This is a genomic window from Pseudomonas sp. zfem002 (genome assembly GCF_032621685.1).
Classification (GTDB): domain Bacteria; phylum Pseudomonadota; class Gammaproteobacteria; order Pseudomonadales; family Pseudomonadaceae; genus Aquipseudomonas; species Aquipseudomonas japonica.
Genome location: NZ_JAVYJH010000026.1, coordinates 68,626 through 94,604, shown reverse-complemented (window position 1 = coordinate 94,604; position 25,979 = coordinate 68,626). Strand labels below are relative to the sequence as shown.

General features: G+C 64.5%; 21 protein-coding genes. 11 read left to right on the top strand and 10 right to left on the bottom strand.

Annotated elements, in window-relative coordinates:
- Positions 1-722 precede the first annotated feature (722 nt).
- The 10 genes from RTI28_RS25355 (at position 723) to RTI28_RS25310 (ending at position 14,048) form a co-directional block, all read left to right on the top strand.
- Complete coding sequence (locus RTI28_RS25355) at positions 723-2,147, top strand: DUF1329 domain-containing protein (protein ID WP_316923024.1); 1,425 nt, start codon at positions 723-725, stop codon at positions 2,145-2,147.
- A gap of 23 nt (positions 2,148-2,170) precedes the next feature.
- Positions 2,171-3,817, top strand: a complete 1,647-nt coding sequence (locus RTI28_RS25350; RefSeq protein ID WP_316923023.1) for a DUF1302 domain-containing protein — start codon at positions 2,171-2,173, stop codon at positions 3,815-3,817.
- Between the two features lie 14 nt (positions 3,818-3,831).
- Entirely contained in the window at positions 3,832-6,240 is a 2,409-nt protein-coding gene (locus RTI28_RS25345) for an efflux RND transporter permease subunit (RefSeq protein ID WP_316923022.1), read from the top strand.
- A 10-nt stretch (positions 6,241-6,250) separates the two neighbouring features.
- The gene (locus RTI28_RS25340; RefSeq protein WP_316923021.1) at positions 6,251-7,216 is read left to right on the top strand and encodes a WD40/YVTN/BNR-like repeat-containing protein; all 966 of its coding nucleotides are present in this window, start codon (positions 6,251-6,253) and stop codon (positions 7,214-7,216) included.
- Positions 7,217-7,506: 290 nt separating this feature from the next.
- Complete coding sequence (locus tag RTI28_RS25335; protein ID WP_316923020.1) at positions 7,507-8,856, top strand: FAD-dependent oxidoreductase; 1,350 nt, start codon at positions 7,507-7,509, stop codon at positions 8,854-8,856.
- 78 nt (positions 8,857-8,934) lie between these two features.
- Entirely contained in the window at positions 8,935-9,651 is a 717-nt protein-coding gene (locus RTI28_RS25330) for a hypothetical protein (protein ID WP_316923019.1), read from the top strand.
- 68 nt (positions 9,652-9,719) lie between these two features.
- Positions 9,720-11,207, top strand: coding sequence for a flavin monoamine oxidase family protein (locus RTI28_RS25325; protein ID WP_316923018.1), 1,488 nt, complete (start codon positions 9,720-9,722; stop codon positions 11,205-11,207).
- 8 nt (positions 11,208-11,215) lie between these two features.
- Positions 11,216-11,869, top strand: a complete 654-nt coding sequence (locus tag RTI28_RS25320; RefSeq protein WP_316923017.1) for a c-type cytochrome — start codon at positions 11,216-11,218, stop codon at positions 11,867-11,869.
- A gap of 33 nt (positions 11,870-11,902) precedes the next feature.
- Positions 11,903-12,553 carry a hypothetical protein gene (locus RTI28_RS25315; RefSeq protein ID WP_316923016.1) on the top strand — a complete coding sequence of 217 codons (651 nt, stop codon included), beginning with the start codon at positions 11,903-11,905 and terminating at the stop codon, positions 12,551-12,553.
- A 70-nt stretch (positions 12,554-12,623) separates the two neighbouring features.
- Positions 12,624-14,048, top strand: a complete 1,425-nt coding sequence (locus tag RTI28_RS25310; RefSeq protein ID WP_316923015.1) for a coniferyl aldehyde dehydrogenase — start codon at positions 12,624-12,626, stop codon at positions 14,046-14,048.
- 258 nt (positions 14,049-14,306) lie between these two features.
- Here RTI28_RS25310 and RTI28_RS25305 read toward each other — a convergent pair whose 3' ends face one another.
- The 6 genes from RTI28_RS25305 to RTI28_RS25280 form a co-directional block, all read right to left on the bottom strand.
- Positions 14,307-15,887 carry a GMC family oxidoreductase gene (locus RTI28_RS25305; RefSeq protein ID WP_316923014.1) on the bottom strand — a complete coding sequence of 527 codons (1,581 nt, stop codon included), beginning with the start codon at positions 15,885-15,887 and terminating at the stop codon, positions 14,307-14,309.
- Between the two features lie 55 nt (positions 15,888-15,942).
- Positions 15,943-16,893, bottom strand: a complete 951-nt coding sequence (locus RTI28_RS25300) for an alpha/beta hydrolase (protein ID WP_316923013.1) — start codon at positions 16,891-16,893, stop codon at positions 15,943-15,945.
- Positions 16,890-18,518: a 3-(methylthio)propionyl-CoA ligase gene (locus tag RTI28_RS25295; protein WP_316923012.1), complete on the bottom strand. Its 1,629-nt coding sequence runs from the start codon at positions 18,516-18,518 to the stop codon at positions 16,890-16,892. The genes RTI28_RS25300 and RTI28_RS25295 overlap by 4 nt, the downstream gene beginning before the upstream one ends.
- A 91-nt stretch (positions 18,519-18,609) precedes the next feature.
- Complete coding sequence (locus tag RTI28_RS25290; RefSeq protein WP_316923011.1) at positions 18,610-20,109, bottom strand: NAD(P)/FAD-dependent oxidoreductase; 1,500 nt, start codon at positions 20,107-20,109, stop codon at positions 18,610-18,612.
- 434 nt (positions 20,110-20,543) lie between these two features.
- Positions 20,544-21,212 (bottom strand): c-type cytochrome, encoded by a 669-nt coding sequence (locus tag RTI28_RS25285; protein WP_316923010.1) that lies wholly within the window; start codon positions 21,210-21,212, stop codon positions 20,544-20,546.
- On the bottom strand, positions 21,209-22,696 hold the full coding sequence (locus RTI28_RS25280) for a flavin monoamine oxidase family protein (protein ID WP_316923009.1): 1,488 nt from the start codon (positions 22,694-22,696) through the stop codon (positions 21,209-21,211). Before RTI28_RS25280 ends, RTI28_RS25285 begins: the two co-directional genes overlap by 4 nt.
- A gap of 213 nt (positions 22,697-22,909) precedes the next feature.
- Here RTI28_RS25280 and RTI28_RS25275 point away from each other — a divergent pair, with 213 nt between their 5' ends.
- Positions 22,910-23,179: a hypothetical protein gene (locus tag RTI28_RS25275; RefSeq protein ID WP_316923008.1), complete on the top strand. Its 270-nt coding sequence runs from the start codon at positions 22,910-22,912 to the stop codon at positions 23,177-23,179.
- Between the two features lie 186 nt (positions 23,180-23,365).
- Here the strand turns inward: RTI28_RS25275 and RTI28_RS25270 are convergent, their stop codons facing one another.
- From RTI28_RS25270 to RTI28_RS25255, 4 genes are all read right to left on the bottom strand, one after another.
- The gene (locus RTI28_RS25270; protein WP_316923007.1) at positions 23,366-24,067 is read right to left on the bottom strand and encodes a TetR/AcrR family transcriptional regulator; all 702 of its coding nucleotides are present in this window, start codon (positions 24,065-24,067) and stop codon (positions 23,366-23,368) included.
- A 151-nt stretch (positions 24,068-24,218) separates the two neighbouring features.
- On the bottom strand, positions 24,219-24,515 hold the full coding sequence (locus RTI28_RS25265) for an EthD family reductase (RefSeq protein WP_316923006.1): 297 nt from the start codon (positions 24,513-24,515) through the stop codon (positions 24,219-24,221).
- Between the two features lie 42 nt (positions 24,516-24,557).
- On the bottom strand, positions 24,558-24,974 hold the full coding sequence (locus tag RTI28_RS25260; RefSeq protein WP_316923005.1) for a RidA family protein: 417 nt from the start codon (positions 24,972-24,974) through the stop codon (positions 24,558-24,560).
- Between the two features lie 13 nt (positions 24,975-24,987).
- Positions 24,988-25,821 (bottom strand): phytanoyl-CoA dioxygenase family protein, encoded by an 834-nt coding sequence (locus tag RTI28_RS25255; RefSeq protein ID WP_316923004.1) that lies wholly within the window; start codon positions 25,819-25,821, stop codon positions 24,988-24,990.
- Positions 25,822-25,979: the final 158 nt, after the last annotated feature.

Sequence of the window (25,979 nt, the reverse complement as noted above, 5' to 3'; positions counted from 1 at the left end):
ACTGACAGGCTGAGAGGGCCTGCCGCCGAGCTGTCATCAATTGCATGGCGACTGGCGCGATTTGCGAAGCGCGGTCGGGCGATGGCAAGCAGACTCGTCAAGGCATGAGCACCGGGTCGCTGACGCGGCGAGGTGTCCAGGTGCTTGCGAATTGAATGTTCGAGGTCTTCATGATTGACGATTTTGCCCGCGGTTTCTCCCTCCATCCACGGCACGGTGCCCCTGCGGCCCCGACTGAACTCGATGGCTCTTTCCTGCTGCTGGTGAGCAACGCGGTGCGCTCATGATCGGCAGCGTTCTGGCCGTCGATGGTGGGCATCTGGTCATTAGCCTGTAACGCCATTTACTCCCGGTGGCTGGTCGTTCCGGCACCGCCCCATGCAACCGCTTTCTCGATCTCATCGCTGGCGAACCGCTGCGCGGTTCTGCGTCCATGACCGCTGCAGCATTTAAGTAACAATTGTTTCGTTAATTCACAATTTTGGTGCGGAGGCTGCTGCACGGACGTGCAAGGTTGGGTCTTTAAGTATCACGTATCAACTGTTATAAAAATTGTAAATCATTGATTTAGATAATAAAAATTTCATAAATCGGATTGGCATCCGGTTTGCTTGGTGCCACCTCGCCCGGCACCAGAACCGGTAGTTGATCAGACCTGGTCGTCGACCGTTTGCGAGTCAGGAAACGGCTGGCGGCAGTTCAGAGCTAAAGAGGACTTTCCAATGAAACATGTGATTCAGCGCCTTGATGTCGGTCTTGCTTCAGTCGGAGCAATCAGGCCGTTGGTGGTGGCATTCGCGACCCTGCTCGCCTGTGGTGCGACCCAGGCAGCCCAGAGTGATGCCGCGCAACTGGGCAGCAAGCTGACCCCGCTGGGGGGGGAAGTCGCCGCCGGCGGCAATGGTGCGATACCCGCCTGGGTGGAGCCCGGCAAGCAGGATTCGGGCTGGAGCTATGGCGAGGTGCGTGGCCAGCATTGGAAGTTCAAGGATGACAAGCCGCTCTTCAGCATCACCGCCGCCAACGTGGCGCAGTATGCCAAGCAGCTGTCGCCCGGCCAGCTGGAACTGTTCAAGAAGATCCCGGATTACCGGATGGACGTCTACCCGACGCGGCGGACCTGCGGTGCACCGGACTTCGTGGTGGAGAACACCCGCAAGAACGTTGGTTTCGCCACCCTCGACAGCAGTGGCGTGGCCCTGCAGGAAGCCCACGTGCCGGGCATTCCGTTCCCCATGCCGACGACGGGCGCCGAGGTCATGTGGAACATGAAGATGCGCTACCGCGGCGTCGGTTTCGACATGTCCAAGACCGTTTCCGGATTGTCTCCGCGTGACGCTGGCGGCAGCTGGCTGCGCACCTCCACCGACTGGTTCATGTACACCCCGTGGGGCCAGAAGGGCAGTGCGCTGTTCTCCTCGTTCGACCGCCTGGAACTTGCCACCTACTTCAACTACAACGAACCCGCCGCTCTGGCAGGGCAGGCCGGGGTGATCACCACCAAGGCCGGCGAACAGGCCACCAGTTTCTACTACTTCCCCGGCCAGCGTCGTGTGCGCCGCATGCCGTCCTATTCCTACGACGCGCCGCAGATCGGCCTGGACAACCAGTACACCGTCGATGAGTCGAACATCTTCTTCGGTCCCATGGATCGCTTCGACTGGAAGCTGGTAGGCAAGCAGGAACTGCTGGTGCCCTACAACGCCTTCGGGGCCTACGACGGTTCGGCGCGTATCGAGGATGTCGCCCAGCAGAGCTCCATCGCTCCCACGTCCCGTCGCTACGAGCTGCACCGTGTCTGGGTGGTCGAGGCCAATGTGCGCGAGGGCATGCGTCACCAGGCGCCCAAGCGTGTGTTCTACATCGACGAGGACAGCTGGAACGGCCTGATGGCGGTCGACTACGACAAGCAGGGACAGATCTGGAAGGTCCGCGAGGGTTACACCATTCCGGTGTACGAGACCGGCACCTGCGATATGGAAGCCCAGGCCCAGTACAACCTGGTCGATGGCCGCTACCTCTACGACATGACCTCCATCGGCGTTGGCAAAAAGGACCATCGCTGGCTGACCGAGGGTACTGGCAACCCCCGTCTGAAGCGTGACTTCTACACCTCCGACAACCTGCGAGCCATCAGCGAACGTTGATCCTTCACCTTTAGAGCGCCGACATGAAAAGAACAATCACAAAAGCTTCAGGCCTTGCTATTGCGTGCATGACTCCCCTGGCAATGGGGTTCACCTTCGAAACCGAGTCCATCCGCGGGTCGTTCGATTCGACGATTTCCTATGGCATGGGCATCCGCACCGAGTCCCAGGGTTGCAACCTGATCAATGAGGGGGCCACGGGCCATCACCCACCCACCGGGTGCCTGGCGCAGACGTCGGGCGTCGGCGATCAGGGCGACCTCAACTACGACAAGGGCGACCTGTTCACCCATTACCTCAAGGGCACCCACGAGCTGCTGCTGAAGCTGCCCGAGGACTTCACCTTCATGGCCCGTGGCAGCTGGATTCGCGATTTCGCCGCCACCGACACCACGGGCGCCTTGTCCTTCAACACACCGCCGGGCGTGGGCAGCGATGGCCTGACCAGCTCGGCCCGCGACGACCTCAAGTTCAAGGCCCGCCTGCTCGACCTGTGGGTGAGCAAGGGCTTCGACGTGGGTGACCAGCGCGTCCGTGCCCGCCTGGGCAACCAGGTGATCAACTGGGGCGAAAGCCTGTTCGTGCAGGGCGGTATCAACAACACCAACGCCTACGATATCCAGGCCCTGTCGCGTCCTGGCGTGCAGCTCAAGGAGGCCGTGCTGCCAGCGCCGATGCTCAGCGTCGCGTCCGGCCTCGGTTCCGGGGTCAACGTCGAGGCCTACTACCAGTTCGCCTGGAACAAGAGCGAACTGCCGCCGGTCGGCAGCTACTGGAACTACACCCCGGCGCTGGGCAAGGGCATGGGCGCCTACGGCTTCGACGACAAGAAAGCCCGTGACAGCGGCCAGTGGGGCCTGTCGGTGCGCTGGCAGCCGCAGGACAGCGATGTCAATTTCGGCGCGTACGTGATGCGCTACCACGACAAGCTGCCGTCGCTGACCATGCGCCTGCTGGACCCGGATACCTTCGCCCTGTCGCAGAAGTGGGTGTATCCGGAAGACCGCATGCTCTATGGCATCAGCGCCAACATGCCGATTGGCGACTGGGCGGTGGGCACGGAGCTGTCCTACCGGCCCAAGGACGCGGTATCGCTGAACCCGGTCATCGACCTGTGCAACAACAATGGCGGCAAATGCTGGAAGGACGAGAAGAAGTTCCAGTGGCACCTGACCGGCCTGTACAGCTTCACGCCGTCCAACTCCCCGGACCTTCTCGACTTCGTCGGGGCCAGCACCGGTACCCTGCTGACCGAGCTGGTGGTGATCAAGTACCCGGGGCTGCACGACAGTTACAACGGCGAGCTGGTCGCCGCGGGCGCGAACACCTGGCAGCTGGATCCGGCCAGCGCACCGAAGGCGCATGGCGACAAGACTTCGTCGGGGATCAACCTGGACTTCAGTGTGACCTACGACGGCACCTTGCTGCCGGGCTGGCAAGTGACCCCGGGCGTCTTCTATTCGCGCTCCCTGGGCGGGCGTACGCCCAACCTGGCGGCGACCTTCACCGAAGACGCGAGCAGCATGAACCTGTACCTCAACTTCGTGCGCAACCCGGCCAGCTGGCAGGTTTCCTTCAACTACGCGAAGTTCTTTAGCGGTGATACCCCGTACGACCAGTTGCTGCGTGATCGTGATTATGTCGGTGTGGTTCTGTCGCGCACCCTGTGAGGCTTGTCGTGAACATGTCTATTGATGTATCGAAGCAACCGGTGCGCGGCGTTCTGCCGCGCATCGAGGCCGGCTTGTTCGGGCACCGCGGTCTGGTCCTGATCCTGCTGGCCCTGTTTACCGCGGTGATGGCCTGGTTCGCCGTGCAATTGCGCATGGATGCCGGGTTCGAGAAGCAGCTGCCGATCGGCCACGAGTACGTGGCCACCTTCGAGCAGTACCGTGGTGATCTGCTCGGCGCGAACCGTCTGACCTTCGTGGTCAAGGCCCGCCAGGGCAACATCTGGACCGAGGCGGGGCTGCGCCGACTGTCCGATGTCACCCAGGCGGTGACGTTCCTGCCGGGCGTCTCGCGCGGCAGCGTGCGCTCGCTGTGGACGCCCAATGCGTTCGTCAACGAGATCACCGAGGACGGCTTCCGCGCCGATCCGCTGGTGCCCGGCACGGTGACACCGGAGCGTCTGGATGCGGACATCATTGCCCGCATCGCCGACTCCACCGCCCAGGGTGGCTTCATCGGCACCCTGGTGTCCCGTGACCAGAGCAGCGCAATGATCACCGCCGAGCTCAACGAACGTGACGCCAACGGCGAGCGCCTGGACTACGTGGCCTACAACCGGGTGCTGGAGGAGCAGATCCGCCAGCGCTTCGAGGATGCCGGCTTCGAGATCCAGATCATCGGCTTTGCCAAGCAGATCGGCGATATCGCCGACGGCGCGGCGGCGGTCATCGAGTTCTGCCTGTTGGCGCTGTTGCTGACGGCGGTGGCGGTGTACTGGTATTGCCACTCGCTGCGCTTCACCCTGCTGGCGCTGGGCTGCTCGATGACCTCGCTGATCTGGCAGTTCGGCAGCCTGCGCCTGCTGGGCTACGGGCTCGACCCGCTGGCGGTGCTGGTGCCGTTCCTGGTGTTCGCCATCGGGGTTTCCCACGGGGTGCAGCAGATCAACTACATCGTCCGCGAGATCGCCACCGGCAGCAGCGCGCAGGTGGCGGCCCGTTCCAGCTTCAGGGGGCTGCTGGTGCCGGGCACCCTGGCCCTGGTGACGGCCTTCGTGTCGTTCGTCACCTTGCTCCTGATCCCCATCCCGATGGTCCGCGAGCTGGCGATCACCGCCTCGCTCGGGGTGGCGTTCAAGATCGTCACCAACCTGATCATGCTGCCGCTGGTGGCCTCGATGCTGAAGGTCGATGCGCGCTACGCGGCCGCCGAGGAAGTCTCCCGGCAACGCCGCGCGGGCTGGCTGACAGGGCCGGCGAAGCTGGCCGAGTGGCGCTATGCGCGTTGGGTCATGCTGGTGGCCCTGCTGGTGTTCGCCACGGCCGTGTGGCAAAGCCACGATCGTGTGGTCGGTTCGTTGCAGGCCGGCGCACCGGAGCTGCGCGAAGACTCGCGCTTCAACCGCGATGCGCTGTCCATCGCCAACAGCTACGACATTGGCCTGGACTGGCTCAGTGTGGTCTTCGAGGTGCAGCCCGAACGATTGGCCGCAGGCGGCGGCAATGCCTGCGAAGATGTCGAGCTCGGGCAGTATCAGGACCGCTTCGCCTGGGCGATGGAAGGGGTGCCGGGGGTGCTCTCGGTGGCGTCGTTCTCCACGGCGATGCGTCAGTTCAACGAGGGCTACAACGAAGGCAATCCGAAGATGAGCGCGGTGCCCATCGACCCGATGAACTACTCGTCGCTGGCCGCCGAGGTGGGTCGCACGGCAGGGCTGATGCGCACCGATTGCAGCATGACCGCCGTGCACCTGTACCTGGCCGACCACAAGGCCACCACCATCAGCCGGGTGATCGACGCGGCCAAGGCGTTCCGTGCCGAGCAGCCGTTGCCGGGTGTCTCCGTGCGCCTGGCCTCGGGCAATGCCGGGGTGATCGCGGCGATCAACGAGGAGGTGGAGAAGAGCGAGACACCGATGCTGCTGTACGTCTATGCCGCCATCGCCCTGCTGGTCCTGGTGGTCTACCGCGACCTGCGCGCGGTGCTGGTGTGCTGCCTGCCGCTGACCATCGGTACCTTCATCGGCTACTGGTTCATGAAGGAACTGCAGATCGGCCTGACCATCGCCACGCTGCCGGTGATGGTGCTCGCCGTCGGTATCGGTGTGGACTACGCCTTCTACATCTACAACCGTATCCAGTTGCACCAGGCGAATGGCCAGCCGGTGGGCATCGCCGTGGCTCATTCACTGCGCGAGGTCGGCATGGCCACGATCTTCACGGCGATCACCCTGGCGGTCGGCGTCGCCACCTGGGCGTTCTCCGATCTCAAGTTCCAGGCGGACATGGGCAAGCTGCTGGCCTTCATGTTCATGGTCAACATGGTCATGGCGATGACGGTACTGCCGGCGTTCGCGGTCTGGCTGGAGCGGATTTTCCCGCGCAAGCGCCCGGTGCGCATGATTGGCGCGCTGGCGCATTGAGGAGAGCGGTATGGGATACCTGAAAACAATCCTGGGCGTGGCGCTGCTGGCGGCGCTGCCCATGGCCTCGTCGCTGGCCGCCGGGCTGGAGCCGGTGGCCGCCGTGCCGACGGCGCATGCCGCCCAGGCGCTGCTGCTGGGGGCCGACTGGGCCGGGGAACGGGTGGTCACGGTGGGCGATCATGGCGTGGTGCTGCTCTCCGACGACAAGGGCAACAGCTACCGCCAGGCCCGCGCCGTACCCGTTTCCAGCACCCTGACCGGGGTCAGCTTCAGTGACGCCAGTCACGGCTGGGCAGTGGGGCACTGGGGGGCGATCCTCGCCAGCACGGATGGCGGCGACAGCTGGCAGGTCCAGCGCCTGACCCCTGATGAAGACCGGCCGCTGTTCGCCGTGCACTTCTTCGATGAACGGCGGGGCGTGGCGGTAGGGCTCTGGTCGCTGGTGCTGACCACTGAAGACGGCGGCGCGACCTGGAGCGAACGCAAACTTCCGGCGCCTGCGGGTGCCAGTCGTGCCGACCTCAACCTGATGAGCCTGTTCGTCGATGGCCATGGCGCGCTGTATGCCACCGCCGAGCGCGGGCAACTGCTGCGCTCCGACGACCAGGGGCAGACCTGGCGCTACCTCGACACCGGCTACGAGGGCACGTTCTGGACCGGTGCGGTGCTGGCCGACGGCAGCCTGCTGCTGGGCGGCCAGCGCGGCAGCCTGTGGCGGGGAACGGCCGACGGCACGGACTGGCAGCGCATTGCGCTCGACGCCCGCAGCTCGATCACCTCCATCGCGGTGCAGGGCGAACAGGTCCTTGCGGTGGGGCTCGATGGTCTGGAAGTCCGCAGCAGTGACGGTGGTCGTACCTTCAAGGCGTCGCGCAGTGCCGACGGTGTATCGCTCACCGCCGCACTGGCCGGCAAGGGCGCCGATCCGTTGCTGTTCTCCCGCCATGGGGTCGCCGCGCTGCCTTCCCAATGAATCCGGCGCCGCTCTGCGGCGCGCGGTTCAGTCTGCAAATAGCGTTTGTCAACGCGCCTGTCCAGGTCGCCTCGAAGACCTTTTCCATGTGCTCGTAAAGCATGCCGAAAGCCTGCCTGGTATGGCCTGGACAAAATACATAACACTAGTTGCGTTAAATTGGATGCAGCAGTAGAGTCATCACAAACAACAACAAGTCGCAGTGAGGGTGCCATGTGTGAATCCAGCATGCCTGCAGCCTCTCGATGCGCTTGTCGTCCAGCTGGTTTCCAGCTGACCGGAGAGCGTGCATGAACCATTTCAGCGAAACACAGCAGCCCCATACCGGTGCTGACAAATTCCGTCCGATTGGTGGATGGGTGGAGCGTCCGGATGACCTGCAGGCGGCGCTGGAGGGCGACCTCGAGGCCGACGTGGTCGTCGTCGGCGCGGGCTTCGCCGGCCTCTCGACCGCACTGGAGCTGACCGCGCTGGGCGCCAGCGTGGTTGTCCTGGAGCAGGATTTCGCCGGCTTCGGTGCCAGCGGACGCAATGCCGGCTACCTGGCGGGCAGCATGGGTGTGGAGTTCGAGCTGTTCCACAAGCGTGTGGGTCTGGAGAAGGCCAGGAAGATCGTATCGTTCTACGATGAAGGCGTGAGCTACGTGGAAAGACGCCTGCGTGAGCTGGCGATCGACTGCGACTACAACCCCTCCGGCATCATCCGTGCCGTGATTCACCCCTCCCAGGAAAAGAAACTGCGTCACGGCATGGCGCTTGGCCAAGAGCTGGGCTCGGTCACGCGCTTCGTCGAGCGCGACGAAATGCGCGCCCGGGGCATTCCGCCGGCATTCCTGTTCGGCTGTACCCAGCACGGTGGCACCCTTGATCCCGGCAAGTACGTCATGGGCCTGCGGCGTGCCGCGCTGCAGGCCGGTGTACGCCTGTTCGAGCAGACCCGACTGCTGTCCTACAGCGAAGGCAAGACCATCACCTGCCGCACCGAGCGAGGCAGCGTGCGTGCGCCGTTCATGGTCCTCGCCACCAACGCCTACACGCCGCAACTGGGCCTGCTGCGCGACAAGGTGGTGCCGCTGCGGGTTTCTGCGCTCGAGACCGAACCCCTGTCCAAGGCGCAGTTGCAGAGTCTGGGCTGGCACGACAGGGAAGGGATCGTGACCCCGCACTGGACCATGGAAAGCCATCGCCTGACCGCCCGCGACACCTTGCTGGTCACCACCAAGCAGCTCGGCTACGCCTATGGCTCGGGCACGCCCAACCAGCCTGACAACGCCGCCTACAAGGCCTTGCAGCAAGCCTTGAACGATCGTTTCCCGACGCTTCGCGGCAGCGCCATCCGGGCCTGCTGGAGCGGCTACATCAGCCTGGCATTCGATGCCTTGCCCGTGGTCGGCGCCACCGGCGCGCACGGCAACATCCTCTACACCGCTGGCTGTTCCGGGCATGGCGTCGGTACCCAGTCGCTGGTCGGCCACCTGCTGGCCGAGCAGATCGGCGGTATCGAGCACCCGCTGCTGGCGGCGCTGCGCCACAAGACCCCGTCGACGCTACCCGAGCCACTGCAGTGGTGCGTCATGAGGACCGCCCTGGCCGGTGTGGGTGTGCTCGACGGTTACGTGAACCGTCGGGCCCGGGCATAGAACGCACACTAAACCGGTGATGCCGCGGGCCCGCCCTGGGGCTGGCCTGCGCATCGCCTTCGCAACCCTGGAGCAACAATGAACAGCAATTCGAACGATGCCGTGCGGATCACCGCCTGGGCGGCGATCCTGGGCGGCCTGTTTGCCTACCTCAACGTCTCTTTCATGCTGATGGTGACCCACGGTGACATGACTGTGACCCTGGACGGCGCGCAAATGCTGAGCCTGCCGGCAGAGCAGCGGCAGTTCTTCAGGCTGTCGATGTTCGCCGACCTGCTGGGCTTCTACCTGCCCCTGCTGGTGATCGGCGGCTATCTGTGGCGGACGTTCCGTGAGCAGGCCGGTGCCCTCGGCGACATGGCCGCGCTGGCCATTGCCACCTACGTGATCCTCGGTGTGGTGGGCGCGGCCCTGCAACTGTCGGTACTCAACCCGCTCGCGGCACTTCACCAGAGCGGCGCACCGGCCGTGCAGGCTGCCGCCGAAGTCGCCTGGACGAGCATCGCCGTGGGCAGCCAGCGCGGGCTCTGGTGGTGCGAAGGACCGGTCGTGCTGTTCTGGGGCCTGGTCGTGGGCGGCCACCTGAAGAATGCCGGCTGGGGGGCTTCGATCCTGTTGCCGCTGAAGGTTGTCGGCTGGTGCTTCGGCCTGTACTTCATCGTCGGCTTCTTCCCGCAGCTGGATGCCGTGACCAATGCGTTGCTGGTCCTCGTGGTGCTGATCTTCCCCTTCTGGATGGTGCTGTTTGGCCTGAGCCTGCGCCGCCGTTCGTCGCGCCTTGCGCTGGGCGCCTGAGCAGAACCGATAAAGGTGCTGCCCGCTCGCGTGCAGCACGCAAACAACAACCGTGTGAGGCTCCCTGTATGGCTGAAAGGCCCCCCTCCAACCCATTCGATCTCAAACGCCGGCAACTGCTGAAGTTCGCCGGTGCCACGGCGGCCGTCGGCGGTCTTGGCCTGCAGGCCACGCTGAGCATGGCCGACGAAGGCAAGCCCAAGGTTCCGGGCAGCGATGATGGCGTGCTCGATGTCGCCATCATCGGCGCCGGGATGGCCGGGCTCACTGCCGCCCGTGATCTGCAAAATGCCGGTTGTCAGTCATTCGTGGTGCTGGAGGCGCGTCAGCGCGTCGGCGGCCGGGTGCTGAACCATGACCTGGGCGGTGGGCAGATCTCGGAAGCCGGTGGCCAGTGGATCGGCCCGGGCCAGACGGCCGTGGCGGATCTTGCGCGCGAGCTCGATATCGGCACCTTCCCGACCTACTACCAGGGCAACACGGTGGTGCTTGGTGGGGAAGGCCGTCTTGAGATCGATCTGAAAGGCACTTTCGGCACCGATGAAAGCATCGGCGCCAAGCTCAGCGAATTGTCCAAGGTGGTGCCGTCGGGCGCTCCGTGGACCTCGCCGAGGGTAGCGGAACTGGACAAGCTTTCGATGGGCGACTGGTTGGCCCAGCAAAATATCAAGCCTGAAGATCGATCTGGTTGGGACACCAGCCTCACGCTGACGGGTGGGGTAACCCCGGCCAAGATGGGCCTGCTGCATTTCCTCTCGATGATCAACTCGGCGAGCTGCGACTACATGAAGCTCGACTCGATCAAGGACAGCGCGCAAGGCACGCGCTTCGTCGGTGGCTCGCAGGCGTTGTGCACGCGCATGGCCGAGGCCCTGGGTGACAAGCTGCGCCTGGCCTGCCCGGTACGGGAAATCGCCGACTGGGATCGCGACGTGGTGCGCCTGATCACCGACCAGGGCGAGGTGCGCGCACGCCGCGTGATCGTGGCGATCCACCCGGCGCTGTGCAACCAGGTGCGCTTCCAGCCCGCACTGCCGGAAGGCCGCGCCGCCCTGCAGCGCGCCTGGCCCGCGCACAGTCCGGCGCGCAAGACGGCGATGGTGTACAAGCGGCCGTTCTGGCGGGACAAGGGCCTCAATGGCCACACCCTGCAGATCAAGGGCCAGGTGCTCTGGGCCTGGGACAACTCGCCGCCCGATGGCGAAATCGGCGTGATCAACGCCTTCGTCGTCAATGCCATGGTGCCGTCCGACCATGATGCCGCGCGCCAGGTGCTGGCGCAGATCTATGCGCGCTCGTTGGGTGACGAGGCGCTTAGCCCGATCGGTTATCACGACCATGACTGGGGGCAGGCCGATCCCTGGAGCCTCACCTGCGTGTCGGCGATTCCACCCGGCTTCTGGAGCCAGCATGGCCCGTCGCTGCGACCGGCCTGCGGCAACCTCATCTGGTCGGGTACCGAAACCGCTGAAATCTGGGCGGGCTATATGGACGGCGCGGTGCGCTCGGGTCATCAGAGTGCGCTGCAGGCACTCGGTTCGCTGCGTAAGGCATAGGGGCGATCATGAAGAAGAAATTGTTGTTGGGTGTCGCGGTTGTCCTGGTCGTGCTGCTGGCCGTGTTCGGGCGCGATCTGCTGGGGATGTACCGTCTGCTGGACTACATCGATACCACCACCCAGGCCTACGAGGCGGAGGGACCGTGGCCACAGACGGCGGACGCCTGCATTGGCTGCCATGGCAAGCAGGGCACCTCCCTGCATCAGCGCTATCCGAGCCTGGCCGGGCAACCCACCGAGTACCTGCAGGCGCAGCTCCATGCCTTTGCCAAGGGTCAGCGCATCAACCCGAACATGCAGCCTCTGGCGATGACGCTCACCGAGGAAGAAATCCTCAAGCTGGCCAATCACTACGCCGCCCAGCCTGCGGTGGAAAACCACTGGTTCAAGCCTGACCCCGCCTTGCGCGAGCAGGGTGAACGGCTGGCGACCGCGGGTGCCTGCACGGCCTGTCATGGCGAGAAGCTGATGGGCCAGGCCCTGTTCCCGCGTCTGGCCGGGCAGGGCGCCGACTACCTCCAGGCCCAGCTGGATGCCTTCGCCCAGGGACGGCGGGTCGACCCGACCGGTTCGATGACGGCGATCACCGCGACCTTGTCGGCGGAGGATCGCAAAGCGCTTTCCCATTACCTCGCATCACTCGTCCCAGCGTCGAAATGAAACCCCGAATCCGATAAAAAAGAGAATTTCGCTATGGAAACCAGAGATATAGCCGCCTTGCTCACCTGTGTACTCCTGGTCACCTCGGGAGCCACCTATGGCATCAAGTTTCTGCGCAAGGGCAACTTCCTGTTGGGGCTGGAGTGGCTGATCGTGGCATTCTCCGGCAGTAACCTGCTGATCTTCCTGCTGACCCAGTGGAAGGTCTCCTACAACATTTCCTTCTTCCTCGACGCCTTCTCGCGAGGCTTCGGCATCCCCATCGTGACCGTGCTCGGGCTGATGGCGGTCACCCACGACTACAAGCCGTCGAAGCTCAAGGATGCGCTGATCTTCGCGATCACCTTCGCCAGCACTTTCGTCATGATCAAGGCCGATTTCATGGTCAAGCCGTTGCCTTACTTCTACGTGGGCATGTGGATCGCCTATTCGGTCTTCCTGGCGTACTTCATCGGCCGTCTGCTGAGTGCCGGTGAGCGCCTGCATGCGCTGGGCGTCACCCTCGCAGCGTTGACCGGTCTGATCGTGGCCTGCATCTACGACTTCTACCCGATCCCGGGAGACGACTCGAAGGCGATCTTCATGTCCATCGCGCTGGTCACCTGGTCCTACATGATGATCCAGCTGTACTACGCCTTCTTCGCCCTGGCGCGGGCAAAGCAGCAACCGTCCTACGCGCGCTGATGCGCGCGTTCGCCAGGCTTCGTCAACGAAGCCTTGGCGAACCCTCGGAACCTCACCCGGAGAACACCCCATGTCCATCGAGCAAGTCGCACCGGCGGTAGAGCGGATGCGCGAAGTTTTCGCCCAGCAGCGCAAGGCATTCGCGCAGGAGCGTTACCCTTCCTTTGAGTCGCGTCGTGCCAACCTGCAGGCGCTCAAGGCCCTGGTGCTGGACCACGCGGACGATATCGCGGCGGCCATTTCCAGCGATTTCGGCCATCGCTCCGCGCACGAAACCAAGCTGCTGGATATCTTCGGCCTGGTCAGTGAAATCAACCACGCGATCAAGTGCCTGAAGGGCTGGATGAAGCCGCGCAAGCGTGGCGTCGGCATCTGGTTCCAGCCCGGGCGCGCCGCGTTGCTCGCCCAGCCGCTGGGGGTGATCGGCATCGCCGCGCCCTGGAACTACCCGCTGTACCTGACCCTGGGGCCGCTGTGCGGCGCCCTGGCCGCCGGCAACCGCGCGATGATCAAGGTCGCCAGCGATTCGAGCCATTTCGGCCGCCTGCTCGCGGAACTGCTCGGCAAGCGTTTCGCCGAGGACCTGGTGGCGGTCGTGCAGCCGGGCCCCGGGATCAACGATGGCTTCTCGCGCCTGCCGTTCGACCATCTGATCTTCACCGGCTCGCCCGCCGTGGGCCGGCAGATCATGCGCAACTGCAGCGAGAACCTGACGCCTGTCACCCTGGAACTGGGCGGCAAGTCGCCGACCCTGGTGGCCCCCGGCTATTCGCTGCAGAAAGCGGCTGAAACCATCCTCTGGGGCAAGTGCCTCAATGCCGGGCAGACCTGTGTCGCGCCTGACTATGTGTTCCTGCCGGCCGATAGCGAAGATGCATTCATCGAGCATGCGAGGGCGGCGGTGAACGGGCATTACCCGACGCCGCTGGCCGACAACCCGGACTACAGCTGCATGATCAACGCCCGCCAACTGGCGCGGGTCGAGGCCCTGCTGGCCGATGCGCGGGAGAAGGGCGCGCGGGTGGTGGCCCTGGCCGATGCCGAAGGTGCCCGGCGCGTCGGCAAGCTGGCGCCGCACCTGGTGTTCGATGTGCGTGACGACATGCTGATCATGCAGGAGGAAATCTTCGGGCCGGTGCTGCCGGTGCTTGGCTATCGCCGCCTGGAAGACGCTGTGGAGTACATCAATGCCCACGAGCGGCCGCTGGCCCTGTACCTGTTCGACGAAGATGCCGGGCGGGTCGAGACGGTGCTGCGGCAAACGATTTCCGGTGGTGTTTCGGTCAACAGCGTGATGCTTCACGTACTGCAGGAGAACCTGCCGTTCGGTGGCGTGGGCAACTCGGGGTTGGGTCACTACCACGCCGAGGAAGGGTTCCAGACCTTCAGCAAGATGCGTCCGATCTTCTACCAGGCAAAACACAACGGCAGCTTCATGCTCAAGCCGCCGTATGGTCGCCTTACCCAGATTCTTCTGCGCCTGGTATTGCGTTGATGCACAGTGCTCCACGGGCTGACGAAGCTGCTACGAGCTGACACTGTTCCTGTCATGTCATGCCCCACTTTTGCGCCCTTCGGGGCGCTTTTTTTTGCCTGGCATATGGGTATCTACACAACGCCAAGGGACTGACAGGAGACCGTGTCGAGGCTTCCAGGTACCCGCCTTGAGCCTTGCAGCGCCCTTGAGACCGAGCGCCGCGCGGGCGGCGCTCGGTCTCAAGGACGCTGCAAGGTTCCAGACAGGCTGCTCAGATCAAGCCTGTGCAACCCACTCGGCACCGCGCTCGGCGATCATGATCGACGCCGCGTTGGTGTTGCCGCCGACCAGGGTCGGCATGATCGAGGCGTCGATGACCCGCAGGCCCTCGATCCCGTGGACGCGCAACTGGCTGTCGACCACGGCCATCTCGTCCTGGCCCATCTTGCAGGTGCCGATCGGGTGATAAATGCTGTCGGTGCGCTTGCGCAGCAGCTCGATCAGTTGCTCGTCGCTGTGCAGGCCGGTGCTGTAGAAATCGCGCAGGCCGAAGCCGGCCATCGGGGTCTGGGCGATGATTTCCCGGGCCATGCGGTAGCCCTTGAGCAGGGTCTTGACGTCGTCGTCGTGCTCCAGGAAATGCGGGTCGATACGCGGTGCGACCCGCGAGTCCGGGGACGTCAGGCCGACGCTGCCGATGCTCTTGGGGCGCAGTACGCAGACGTGACAGCTGAAACCATGGCCCCAGTGCAGTTTGCGGTTGTGGTCGTCGACCGTACCGATCACCGCATGCAGCTGGATATCCGGACGCGCCAGGCTCGGGTCGGTCTTGAGGAAACCGCCGGCCTCGGCACAGTTGCTCGATAGCGGGCCGCGCCGATGGCGCAGGTATTCGTACAGCGCCTTGCCCATGTTCAGGCTGCCGCCCACGGAGACACCGAGCAACGAGGTGTCGCTGCTCTTGTAGCAGAGCACCACGTCGGGGTGATCCTGCAGGTTCTGACCGACACCCGGCAGCTCATGCCGCACTTCGATGCCCTGGGGCTTGAGCTCGGCCTCGGAACCGATGCCGGAGAGCATCAGCAGGTGGGGGCTGCCGAACGTACCGGCGGCCAGGAGGACTTCCTTGCGCGCCTTCAGGTGAACCCGGCGGCCCTTGATCAGCGCCTGCACGCCCGTGGCCCGGTCGCCCTGCAGGACGATGCTTTCGACATGGGTGCTGGTCAGCACCGTGAGGTTGCGCCGTTGCCGGATCGGTTTGAGGAACGCGGTTGCCGTGCTCCAGCGCCGACCGTCGCGGATGGTCACGTCGTAATAGCCGACGCCTTCCTGTTGCGGGCCGTTGAAGTCGTCGTTGAAGCGATGGCCGGCGCGAATCGCCGACTCGACGAAGGCCTCGGTGGCGACATGCCGGTGTGCGGGGCCGACGTAGAGTTCACCTTCACCGCCGTGAAAGTCATCGTTGCCGCCGTGGTGCATTTCGCTCTTGCGGAAGTAGGGCAGCACGTCGTCGAACGACCAGCCGTCGTTGCCCAGTGCCTGCCAGTCGTTGAAGTCGTCCTGATGGCCACGGATGTAGATCATGCCGTTGATCGAACTGCTGCCGCCCAGCACCTTGCCGCGCGGCTGGTAGCCGAGGCGGCCGCCCAGGCCAGGTTGCGCGGTGGTCTTGAAGGCCCAGTTGACATGCCGGGTCGGCAGGATGGCGGCCATCCCTACCGGGGTGTGGATCAGGGGAGAGCGGTCTTCGGGACCGGCCTCCAGCAGGCCTACGCTGACGCTGGGGTCGGCACTGAGGCGGTTGGCAAGGACGCAGCCGGCAGAGCCGGCGCCGACGATCAGATAGTCGAATTCCATCTTGTTGTTCTCGAAGGGTGGCGATGAGAGGCACGGCGTTACTGACGAGGTGGATTCACCCGTTCCAGGCCGTGTACCGATTGACGAAGCCGATGATGTTGCGTTGCGCCGCCAGGGCCTGGGGCAGTGCCGGCATCATCTGGAACACATGTGGCAGGCGCTTCCAGACCTCCAGTTGCACGGGTACGCCGGCGGCCGCGGCCTTGGCCGCGGCGCGTACCGAATCGTCCAGCAGCATCTCGGTGCTGCCGACCTGGAACAGCAGGGGCGGCAGCCCCGCGAAACTGCCGAACAGCGGCGACACCGCCGGCAGCCCGTGGGTCTCGGCCGGGGCATAGAAGGTGCGGATACCGATCGCGAAGGCCGGGGTGAAGATCGGGTCGTGGCGCGCATTGCCCAGTGCGCTGGCACCGCTGAGGGTGAAGTCGAGGAACGGCGAGAGCAGCACGGCGCAGCCTGGCGCGACTTCGCGGTCGTCGCGCAGGCGCTGGAGCAACGACAGCACCAGGTTGCCGCCCGCCGAGTCGCCGGCGATCACGATGTTTTCCGGCCTGATGCCTTGGTTCTGCAACCAGCGATAGGCCTTCAGCGCGTCATTGAGCGCCGCCGGGAACGGGTGCTCCGGCGCCAGGCGGTAGTCCACCAGCAACGCCCGCGCCTTGAGCGGCTGGCACCAGCTGGCGACCATCGCCGCGTAGACCTCGGGGGTATAGGCGACGAACGCCCCGCCATGGATGTACAGCAACACCCGCTCCGGCCTGCAATCGGTGGGCGTCAGCCATTGGGCGGCGACGCCGTTGCAGTTCACCGCGTCGCGCCGGACGTTCGCGGGGAACGCCTTGGGCGCCTGGCCATCGAGCCGGTCGAACTGCTTGCGCAGCTTGCCGATATCGATGTTCAGGCCATGCCCCGACTTGACCAGCAGGCGCAGGGCCAGGTTGACCAGCCTGCTTTTCCAGCGCCCTTCGGGCAGATCGATCTCGCGGGTGTAGAGCTGCGCGTTCATGAGGTCACCTTGGGCTGCTGAGCAGTTGGCCAGCGGTAGTCGCGCAGTTGCTCGCGCAGCTGCACCTTGCTGACCTTGCCGGTCGCGGTGTGCGGCAGTGCCTCGACGAACACGATGTCGTCGGGGATGCAGAAACGTGCGACCTTCCCGGGGTACTGGGCCAGCACGTCTTCGCGGGTCGCGCTCAGGCCGGGTTTCAGTACCACCGCCACCAAGGGGCGCTCGTCCCATTTCGGATGGGCGATACCCAGCGCGGCGGCTTCGGCGACGGCCGGGTGACTCATGGCGATGTTTTCCAGGTCGATGGAGCTGATCCATTCGCCGCCGGACTTGATCACGTCCTTGGCCCGGTCGGTGATCTGCATGAACCCGTCGGCGTCGAGGGTGGCCACATCGCCGGTGGGGAACCAGCCGTCCGCCAGCGGGCTGGCGTCGATACCGAAGTAGTGGTCGACCACCCAGTGGCCACGGACCATCAGGGCACCGGCGGTCTTGCCGTCGCGCGGCAGTTCGTTGCCGTCGTCGTCGATGATTTTCAGGTCGATGCCGAAGGGCGGGCGGCCCTGCTTGACGCCAATGGCAAAGCGCGCCTCGGCGTCCAGGGTCAGTTGCGTTGCCTTCAGCGTGTTGATCGCGCCCAGCGGCGACAGCTCGGTCATGCCCCAGGCGTGTTGCAGGCGGATGCCGAATTCTTCCTCGTAGCTGCGCATCATGGCCGGCGGGCAGGCGGCGCCGCCGACGACCATGCGTTTCAGGTCCGCAAGGCGGCCCGTGCTCTGGCGCATGTGCTGTTGCAGGCTGAGCCACACCGTGGGGACGCCGGCGGAGAAGGTCACGCGCTCGCGCTCGAACAGCTTGAAAATGCTTTCACCGTCCAGTGCGGCGCCAGGAAACACCAGTTTGGCACCCACCAGCGGCGCCGAGTACGGCAAGCCCCAGGCGTTGACGTGGAACATCGGCACTACCGGGGAGACCACGTCGGTTGCGGACAGCGCCAGTGCATCCGGAAGCGAGCTGGAGAAGGCATGCAGCAAGGTGGCGCGGTGCGAATACAGTACGCCCTTGGGGTTGCCGGTGGTGCCCGAGGTGTAGCACAGCGCCGCGGCCGAGTGCTCGTCCAGTTGCGGCCAGGAGAAGTCGCTCGACTCGGCGTCGAGCAGTTCTTCGTAGCACAGCAGGTTGGCGATCTGCGTGGCTGGCATGTGCGCACGGTCAGTCATCGCTACCCAATGCTTCACGCTCGGGCAGTCGGCGGCAATGCTCTCTACCAGCGAGACGAAACTCAGGTCGAAGAAGACGATTTCGTCTTCGGCGTCCCTGATGATCCAGCGGATCTGTTCGGGGAACAGTCGCGGGTTGACGGTATGGGTGATTGCGCCGGTGCCCGAGATCGCATAGTAGAGCTCGAAATGCCGGAAGCCGTTCCAGGCCAGGGTGCCCACGCGGCTGCCCGGGGTCGTGCCCAGGCGGATCAGGGCGTTGGCGGCCTGCTTGGCGCGCTTGTGCGCGTCAGCATAGGTGTAGCGATGAACGGAGCCTTCGTGGGTACAGGAGACGATTTCCGTGTCGCCGTGATACCGCGCTGCGTGTTCGAGCAGTGAAGGGATGGTCAGGGGCAGCGTCATCATTTGACCTTGCATCGGGTTCTACCTTTCTTTTTTTTGTCAGATCCCGACCACTCGAAGCGCAAGCCAGTGGCCGGGCAGGAAGTTGCACTCAGCTGGCGACGCGCGAAGGCCTTACGGCGCTGACGTGTCGCTCGCTGCGGACGAATTTCAGGCGGTGGTCTTCGACGGGATCCTTGAGCAGCATCTGCTTGTCACGGCCGTAGTGCATGAACACGAACCACGGGTAGGACTTGCCCTGGCGCGGCAGGAACTGCTGGTCGCGCTGGATGTATCCCGACTTCATGGAATTCATCATCCCGTCGTTCAATGCGTTGTTGGCATCGTCACGAGGGGTCACGACGTCGAAGCGGTTTTCGTCCATGTAGCGGAACAGCCGGCACAGGTACCGGGCCGCCAGATCGACCTTGAGGGTCCAGGACACGTTGGTGTAGCCGAAGATCCAGGCCATGTTCGGCAGGTTTTCCAGCAGCACCGCTTTGTAGGTCATCTGCTCGCCGAGCTGGCGTGGAACGCCATCCACCGAGATGCTCATCCCGCCCAGCAACTGCAGCTTGAGGCCGGTCGCCGCGATGATGATGTCGGCTGACAGCTGCTTGCCGGACTTCAGGAGGATGCCGTTTTCGGTGAAACGCTCGATGTGATCGGTCTCGACCGAGGCCTGGCCGCTGCGGATGGCCTTGAACAGATCACCATTGGGCACCGCGCACAGGCGCTCGTCCCAGGGCATGTAGTTGGGCGTGAAGTGGCGCATGTCGGCGTTGGGGCCGACCTGGCGGCGCACGTGGGACAGGATGATCCGCCGCGCCAGCTGTGGCCATTGCCGACAGGCGAGGTACACCGCCCGGTACAGGGCGATATTGCGCTTGCGCGCCAGGCCATGGGCCCAGCGCTTGGGCATGATGTGGGCGAGCGCGGTGGTGAGTTTGTCGGTGGCGGGCAGCGAGTAGATGTAGGAGGGCGAGCGCTGCAGCATGGTGATGTGGCGGGTCTTGTCAGCCATGGCCGGGATCAGCGTGGCCGCGGTGGCACCGCTGCCGATCACCACGACCTTCTTGCCGGTGTAGTCGAGGTCCTCGGGCCAGTGCTGCGGGTGAACCCGCACGCCCTTGAAGGCTTCCTCGCCCGGGAAGCTGGGCAGGAAACCGTCGTCGTGGTTGTAGTAGCCGGTGCAGCACAACAGGAACCTGCAGGTGTAGTGCCGCACGGCTCCGCTCGCCTCGTGGTGGGCGGTCACTTGCCACAGGCGCTGCTCGCTGGACCAGTTGGCGTTGGTGATCTTCAGCCCGTAGTGAATCTTCTCGCTCAGCCCGTACTGCCTGGCAGTGTCCTGGATATAGCTGCGGATGGCGGCGCCGTCGGCCAGCACCTTTTCGCTGTCCCACAGGCGGAATTTGTAGCCGTAGCTGAGCATGTCCGAGTCGGAGCGAATGCCCGGATAGCGGAAAAGATCCCACGTCCCCCCCATGCAGTCGCGCCGCTCCAGGATGGCCATGCTGCGATCCGGGAACTCTTTCGCCAGGTGGCATGCCGTGCCGATGCCTGACAGGCCCGCACCGATGATCAGGGTATCGAAATGTAGGTTGCTCATGAGGTCTCCGTGCCTGTGCGACCAGGCCGGGCAATGGATTGAGAGGGGCGGATCCGGGTCGACAGGGACTGCCGGCGGAGCGTGGTTTTTGCAGCGTGATGAGCTGCGCGGGCGAGGTCCCGCGGTGGCTCGAACCTGGTGGCCAGCGCTCTCGATCGGGGCAGCAAGCCCGGGAGATATGTCGACTGCACAGAGGCGCTGTGCGTGACACGGTGAGCGCGTTCGCGGATGGAGTGGTGCGTGGAGTCTGTCATTTGATGAGCTCCTGTAATTGTTGTTCTACAAGACTGTAAATCGCTGTGAATATTAACGCAACGACTGTTATGTATATTGTTGATCCACATCAACGGCGGATTGCCCGACCGACACGGATGAGTGCGTCAACGACGGTGCCTGCCTCACGCAGGCACCATTCACGGGAGGGATGAGCGGCCTTATCGGGCCGTCGGGGCGAGACCTGCGAGGTAGTGCGCCAGGGCTTGCAGTTCGTCGTCCGGAATGAGGCTGACGGTGGCGTTCATGGCGCCGCTGGGATCCGTGCGCCGGCCCTGCTTGAAGGCCTGGAGTTGCTCCAGCAGGTAGGCCTGGCCCTGGCCGGCGAGACGTGGGCCTATCTCACTGCCGGACAGCTGCGCGCCGTGGCAGGCGCTGCAGGCGCGGGCGGCGACACTGGCCTGGCCGCGGGCCTGCAGGGCGTCATCTGGTGCGGGTGCGTGGGTGATCCGCGGCTCCTGGCGGGCGAAGTACTCGGCCAGGGCCTGGATGCGTGCCTCGCCCAGGTCTGCCACCAGTGGCTGCATCTGCGGGCTGTGCCGTTTGCCCTGGGCGAACGCCTGCAGTTGCGCCTGGAGGTAGGCCGCCGGTTGCCCCGCCAGCGCCGGGTATTGCGCGTTTTCGGGTTGCCCGCGCACGCCATGGCACAGCGCGCAGGCATCCTGCGGTTGCGGCCAGGCACCACCATTGGCCTCGTAGCTGGCGTAGTGGCGGTCCAGGGCATTCATGAAGCGGTAGCCGGCGACCAGTTCCGGCCCGTAGACGGCGGCCGCGCCGAGCAGGGCGCCGACGAGCAGTGCGCTGCTCCACAGCAAGGTGCGCTTTCTCATGCCTGCCTCCGGCTGCCGACGAGGGCCTGCAGGGCTTCAAGTGCTGCGCGGTGGCCGGAGCGTACCGCGCCATCCATGCTGCTGGTCCAGAGATCGGAGGTCTCGGTGCCCGACCAGATCAGGCGCCCGACTGCCGGCTTCAGGTAACGCCCCCAGCGGGTGAGGAAGCCCGGGGGAATGGAGCCCACGCAGGTCAGGGTCCAGGGATCGACCTTGGCCCAGTCGTGGTCATGGAATTGCTTGACCTCCAGTGCTTCCTTGCCCAGCGCCCGGGCATAGATCCGTGCGAGCCGGCGTTCGGCTGCTGCGGGTTCATCGGTGAGCTGGGCGCTGCGCACGAAGCCCATCAGGATGCCGACGCTGGCGTCTGGCGGAGAGTTGTCGCAGGAGAGAATCAGCGGGCCGTCGGCCTGCACGACCTGGCCGTTGAGGCCCTTTTCCCGCCAGAACGGCCGCTCGTAGACATGCACCGTCTTGCGCATCGGCGCGTGGGACGGCCACAGGCGTTGCAACTGCGCCCGGCCTTCCGGCAGGGGTGGGTCGAAGACGATCTGGTTGCACAGCGCCGGGTGCAGCGCGGCGATGACCTGGCGGGTGCGGAACACGCCCTGGTCGGTATGGACCTCGACGATGTCCTGGTCCCAGCCGACGATCTTGCGCACCGGCGTGGACAGTTTCACCTGATCGCCCAGCGCTTGCGCCATGCGCTGGCAGAGGACCTGCGAGCCGCCCACGAAACGGGTTTCCTGGGCACCGTCCTTGAATCCCTCGAGCTTTTCCATGCTGCAATCGGCGGAGTTGATCAGCGAGAGGTAGTGCAGCAGCGCGAGGCTGGAAGGCGGGGTGCCGGTGGTCAGGCCGATGGAGGTGTCGAAGCTCAGCCGGCTGACGTTGTCCAGGCCCTGGCTGGCCAACCATTGGCCCACCGACAGTTTGTCGATCTCGGGCGCATCCGCCGCGGTCCAGGGCTCCTTGCTGGGGACTCGGCGCGCCATCTGGTTGAGCTTCTCGGTGATCGGGTTGCTGGCGCCCTGGGCTTTGCTCAGGTCTTCCTCGTACTGGGCATCGCCCACCAGGTAGACCGTGCGCCCCTGGTAGTAGGTGGGGAAGGTCTCGACCTCGAGTTCACGCGCCAGGTCGAAGATCGCGGTCTGGCCGGGGCCGATCCATTCCCCGCCGGCTTCCGAGACCAGGCCATTGCCAAGGGGATGGTTGTAGGTGCGTCCACCCACGCGATCCCGTGCTTCCAGTACCACGCAGGAGGTGCTGCCGGCCCGTTGCAGGTCCCGGGCTGCGGTCAGTCCGGCGAGCCCGGCGCCGATGATCAGCACGTCCAGCACCGGCTGGGAATCAGCCGTCAATGCCTGGGCCATGGCCCGTCCGCTGAGGGCAACGCCCCCGATCAAGGCCGCGCTGCCCAGCGCTTGCACGAGCAAGCGCCGCTTGAGCGCGGCCTGTGACAGTTCTCTGCTTCGTTGATCCATCTTTGCCTCGGCCAACCTGTTTTTATATTTAGATAACTGTAGTTATGCAAAATATCCTACTGCGCCCGGGCGGCCAAGGGAATACCCCTGATCGGTGATTGGTCGGGTTGGCGAATATCGCGCGCAAGTGCTTGCGAAGGAGAGACGAGGCAGGCTAGCTTAAAATGGAAACGGTCGTTATTTTAAATCGAAGAGAAAACCGGAGAGCTACCGATGAAGGTTCTGAACGTGCTGGTCATCGCGTCGGTCATCAGCCTGCCGCTTCACGCGGCGGAGGCACCGAAACACGACTACTGCCAGGAAAAGATAGCCCAGCTCGATCATATCGAGCGGACCGACGGGATGGGGGTGCAGGGCGGGGTGGCGACCAGCATTCGCCGACTGATCGAGCAAGCCAGGGCAGCTCAGGCCAAAGGTGATGCGAAAGCCTGCCTGGCGGCGGCCAACCAGGCGCTTAGCCTGTACCAGACCGCGACGCACTAGGCTCTGTGTGAAAAGCCTTGATACTCGGTGATGCTGCGTTGAAAACAGCCTCGGAATGCTCATTTACAACCCGTAAACTCCGCTTCCTCGGCTGTTTTCGCCTTGCCTGACCTTCGTCTCAAGACTTTTCACACAGACCCTAGCGGACAGACGGGCACCCGGCTGATGCGCGCGGGCGGTCGTTCATCAGGCTTTCGCCTTGCTCCTGGCAGTGCTCTTCACGGCTTTCGGCGGGGCGATCAGGACGATGAGCGCATCGAGCAGCGCCTTGCCGCGCTCGCCACTGAAGCGTTCCGGCTCGATGGGCAGCATCATCAGCCAGCCGTCGCAGATCGTGCTGATCTGGTCGGCCAGCACGTCGGCGTGAATGTCGTTGCGAATCTTGCCGTCTGTCTGACCTTGTTCGATAAGTCGGGTGAATACCAGGCGGAAGCGGTCATAGCGCTGTTTGATGATGTCGGCGAACACCGGCTCATGGCGGGCGTGGGAGAGTATCTGCAGCCAGGACAGCCACATGGTCGGCTCGTCGAAGTTGACCCAGTTGATCCACTGGTGCAGCAGCGAGGCGATATCGAGCGGTTCCTGGTTCGCTTCCAGCAGCGTGTCGACCTGATCGAACAGGCTCTGCGCAACCGCCGAGATCATCTCTTCCTTGTTGGCGAAGTAGTAGGTCACCGCGCCGGTGGTGCAACCCGCCTGCTTGGCGACCTTGCGCATGGACGCGCCGGCGTAGCCATCCTGGGCGATGACCGCGATCGCTGCCGCCAGCAGTTCCGCACGTTTCGCATCGCGGTCGCCGACCGGTCTTCCCCTGCGGGCAACGGTCTCTGGCGCGTTTTCGCATTCGCGTGAAGGGGCGGTTGTGGAACGGGCTTTGGTATCGGGCATGGGTACTCAGGACGTATCGAAGTCGGATGAAGGAAGCGGTTTTCGCCTGCCGATGCAGGCGAAAAGAGCCTCAGCATAGTGAAGTTGCGCCAATAAAACACCCCGGTCCGGCCGGGTGCGGAGCGCCCGCACCCGCCGTATGGGCTGTGGGTCAGTCGTCGGCGCGAAATATCGACGGGGTGATGTTGGTGAAGTTCGTGACATCGGCGAGCACCGCCGGGGTTCCGGGGGCGGTGAGCGCCGCGTCGATCCCGGCCTGTCCGGCAAAGCGCAGGATCAGGCAGGCCACCAGGGGTTGCGGACCCGCATGGGGAAACAGCACCTGCGCGTCCTGCAGACCGTACCCGCCCCAGGCCTCCCGGGCCAGGGGGAGGTGAGTGGACAGGTAGTAGTCCTTGTCGAACGTCGCGCCTTCGGCGACGGGGTAGCTGACGATCAGGGTAGCCATGGCAATTCCTTGCTGGGTTGGAGGTAAACAGGGGCGCGATCGTCAGGCCTCGCCGCAGCCCGCGACCGCGACGGCGCGGATTTCGACGAGTAGCTGCGGCATGGCCAGTTCGCTGATGCCGACCGCCGTCCAGGACGGGTAGCGCGTCGGGAAGTACTCGTCCTTGACCCTGGCAAACTCCGCCATGTCGCTCTGCATGCGGGTATGGAAGGTGGTCAGCTCGACCACGTCCGCCAGGGTCGCGCCGGCGGCTTCGAGCACCTGCCTGAGCGCCTGGAAGGCGAGGTGTGACTGTTCGACGATGCCGTCGGCGGGCGTCAGGCTGTGGTCGATCCCCACCTGGCCCGAGACCCAGATCAGATCCCCCACGCGGGTGGCCGGGGAGAAATGGAAATTGTCGTACAGCACCTGGGTCGCGGGCGGGGTGATGGACTGGCGCTTGAGATTGCGGGTTGTCATGGGCGTACTCCGGTCAGACGATCTGGCGGAAGGTGGGATGGCGGAACGGCGCGCCCGCGGTCAGTTGCTCCAGTTCCTCGGTAAACAGCACACCCTGTTGCGGGTAGCCGGCGGCGCTGTGGGCCGGCAGCGGCTGGAAGGTCGCGTCATCGCCGAAGAAACGGAAGACGAAGGTGCGCCGCCGCGGAAAGTCGGCATCGACCGGCGCACCGCCGTGCAGGGAGCCGGGATGAAGGAGCACGACGTCACCGGGCTCGGTGGCCCAGGACAGAATGTCGAACGCCTGCGGGTTGGCCCTGCGCTCGGCCTCGATGTCCGGCAGGCGGGGCAGGGCGCCATTGCCGTGCAGCGGCTGGGTCGGGTCGTCCGGGTCGGTGAAGGTAGTGCCGTCGTAGCGCGGTCCATGGTGCGAGCCGCGGACGATCTCCAGCGCGTTGCGCTTGGGCACGGCGTCGAAGCTGATCCAGGCATTGCCCCAATGGTTGCCGGCCCAGGGCAGGTAGGAGGTGTCCTGGTGCCAGAGGGTTCTGGCGCCCTGGCCACCGGCCTTGAGGAACACCTCTTCGGCGAAGTACCAGACGTTCTTCGAACCCCAGATCCTGGCGAACAGCTCGCCCAGCGGCAGCTCTGCAACCAGCGCTTCCAGGCGCTCCTTGGCCAGGGGATTGGCATTGTCGACGTGGGATTGCTGGGTGGTCCCGGCGAACATCCGGGTCGCATGCGGGCCGTGATTGAGCAGTGCCCAGTCGTAGGCCTCTGCGCAGCGGGCCAATTGTTCCTGGCTCAAGAGTCCCTTGACCAGCACGGCACCATCTTCATGAAACGCCTTGCTCAGCGAGTCTTGCATGACCGTTCTCCTGTTTATTGTTTTTTGCAGGTGCTCAGCAGCCTAGCAAGCGACCCTAATTAGGACAACACATGTTATTGTAAATTATGGAGCGAGATGATTCATCTTGTTTCCAGGCGACGGCCGGGCGTATTGCCATGGCCTCAGATGCCTATTTT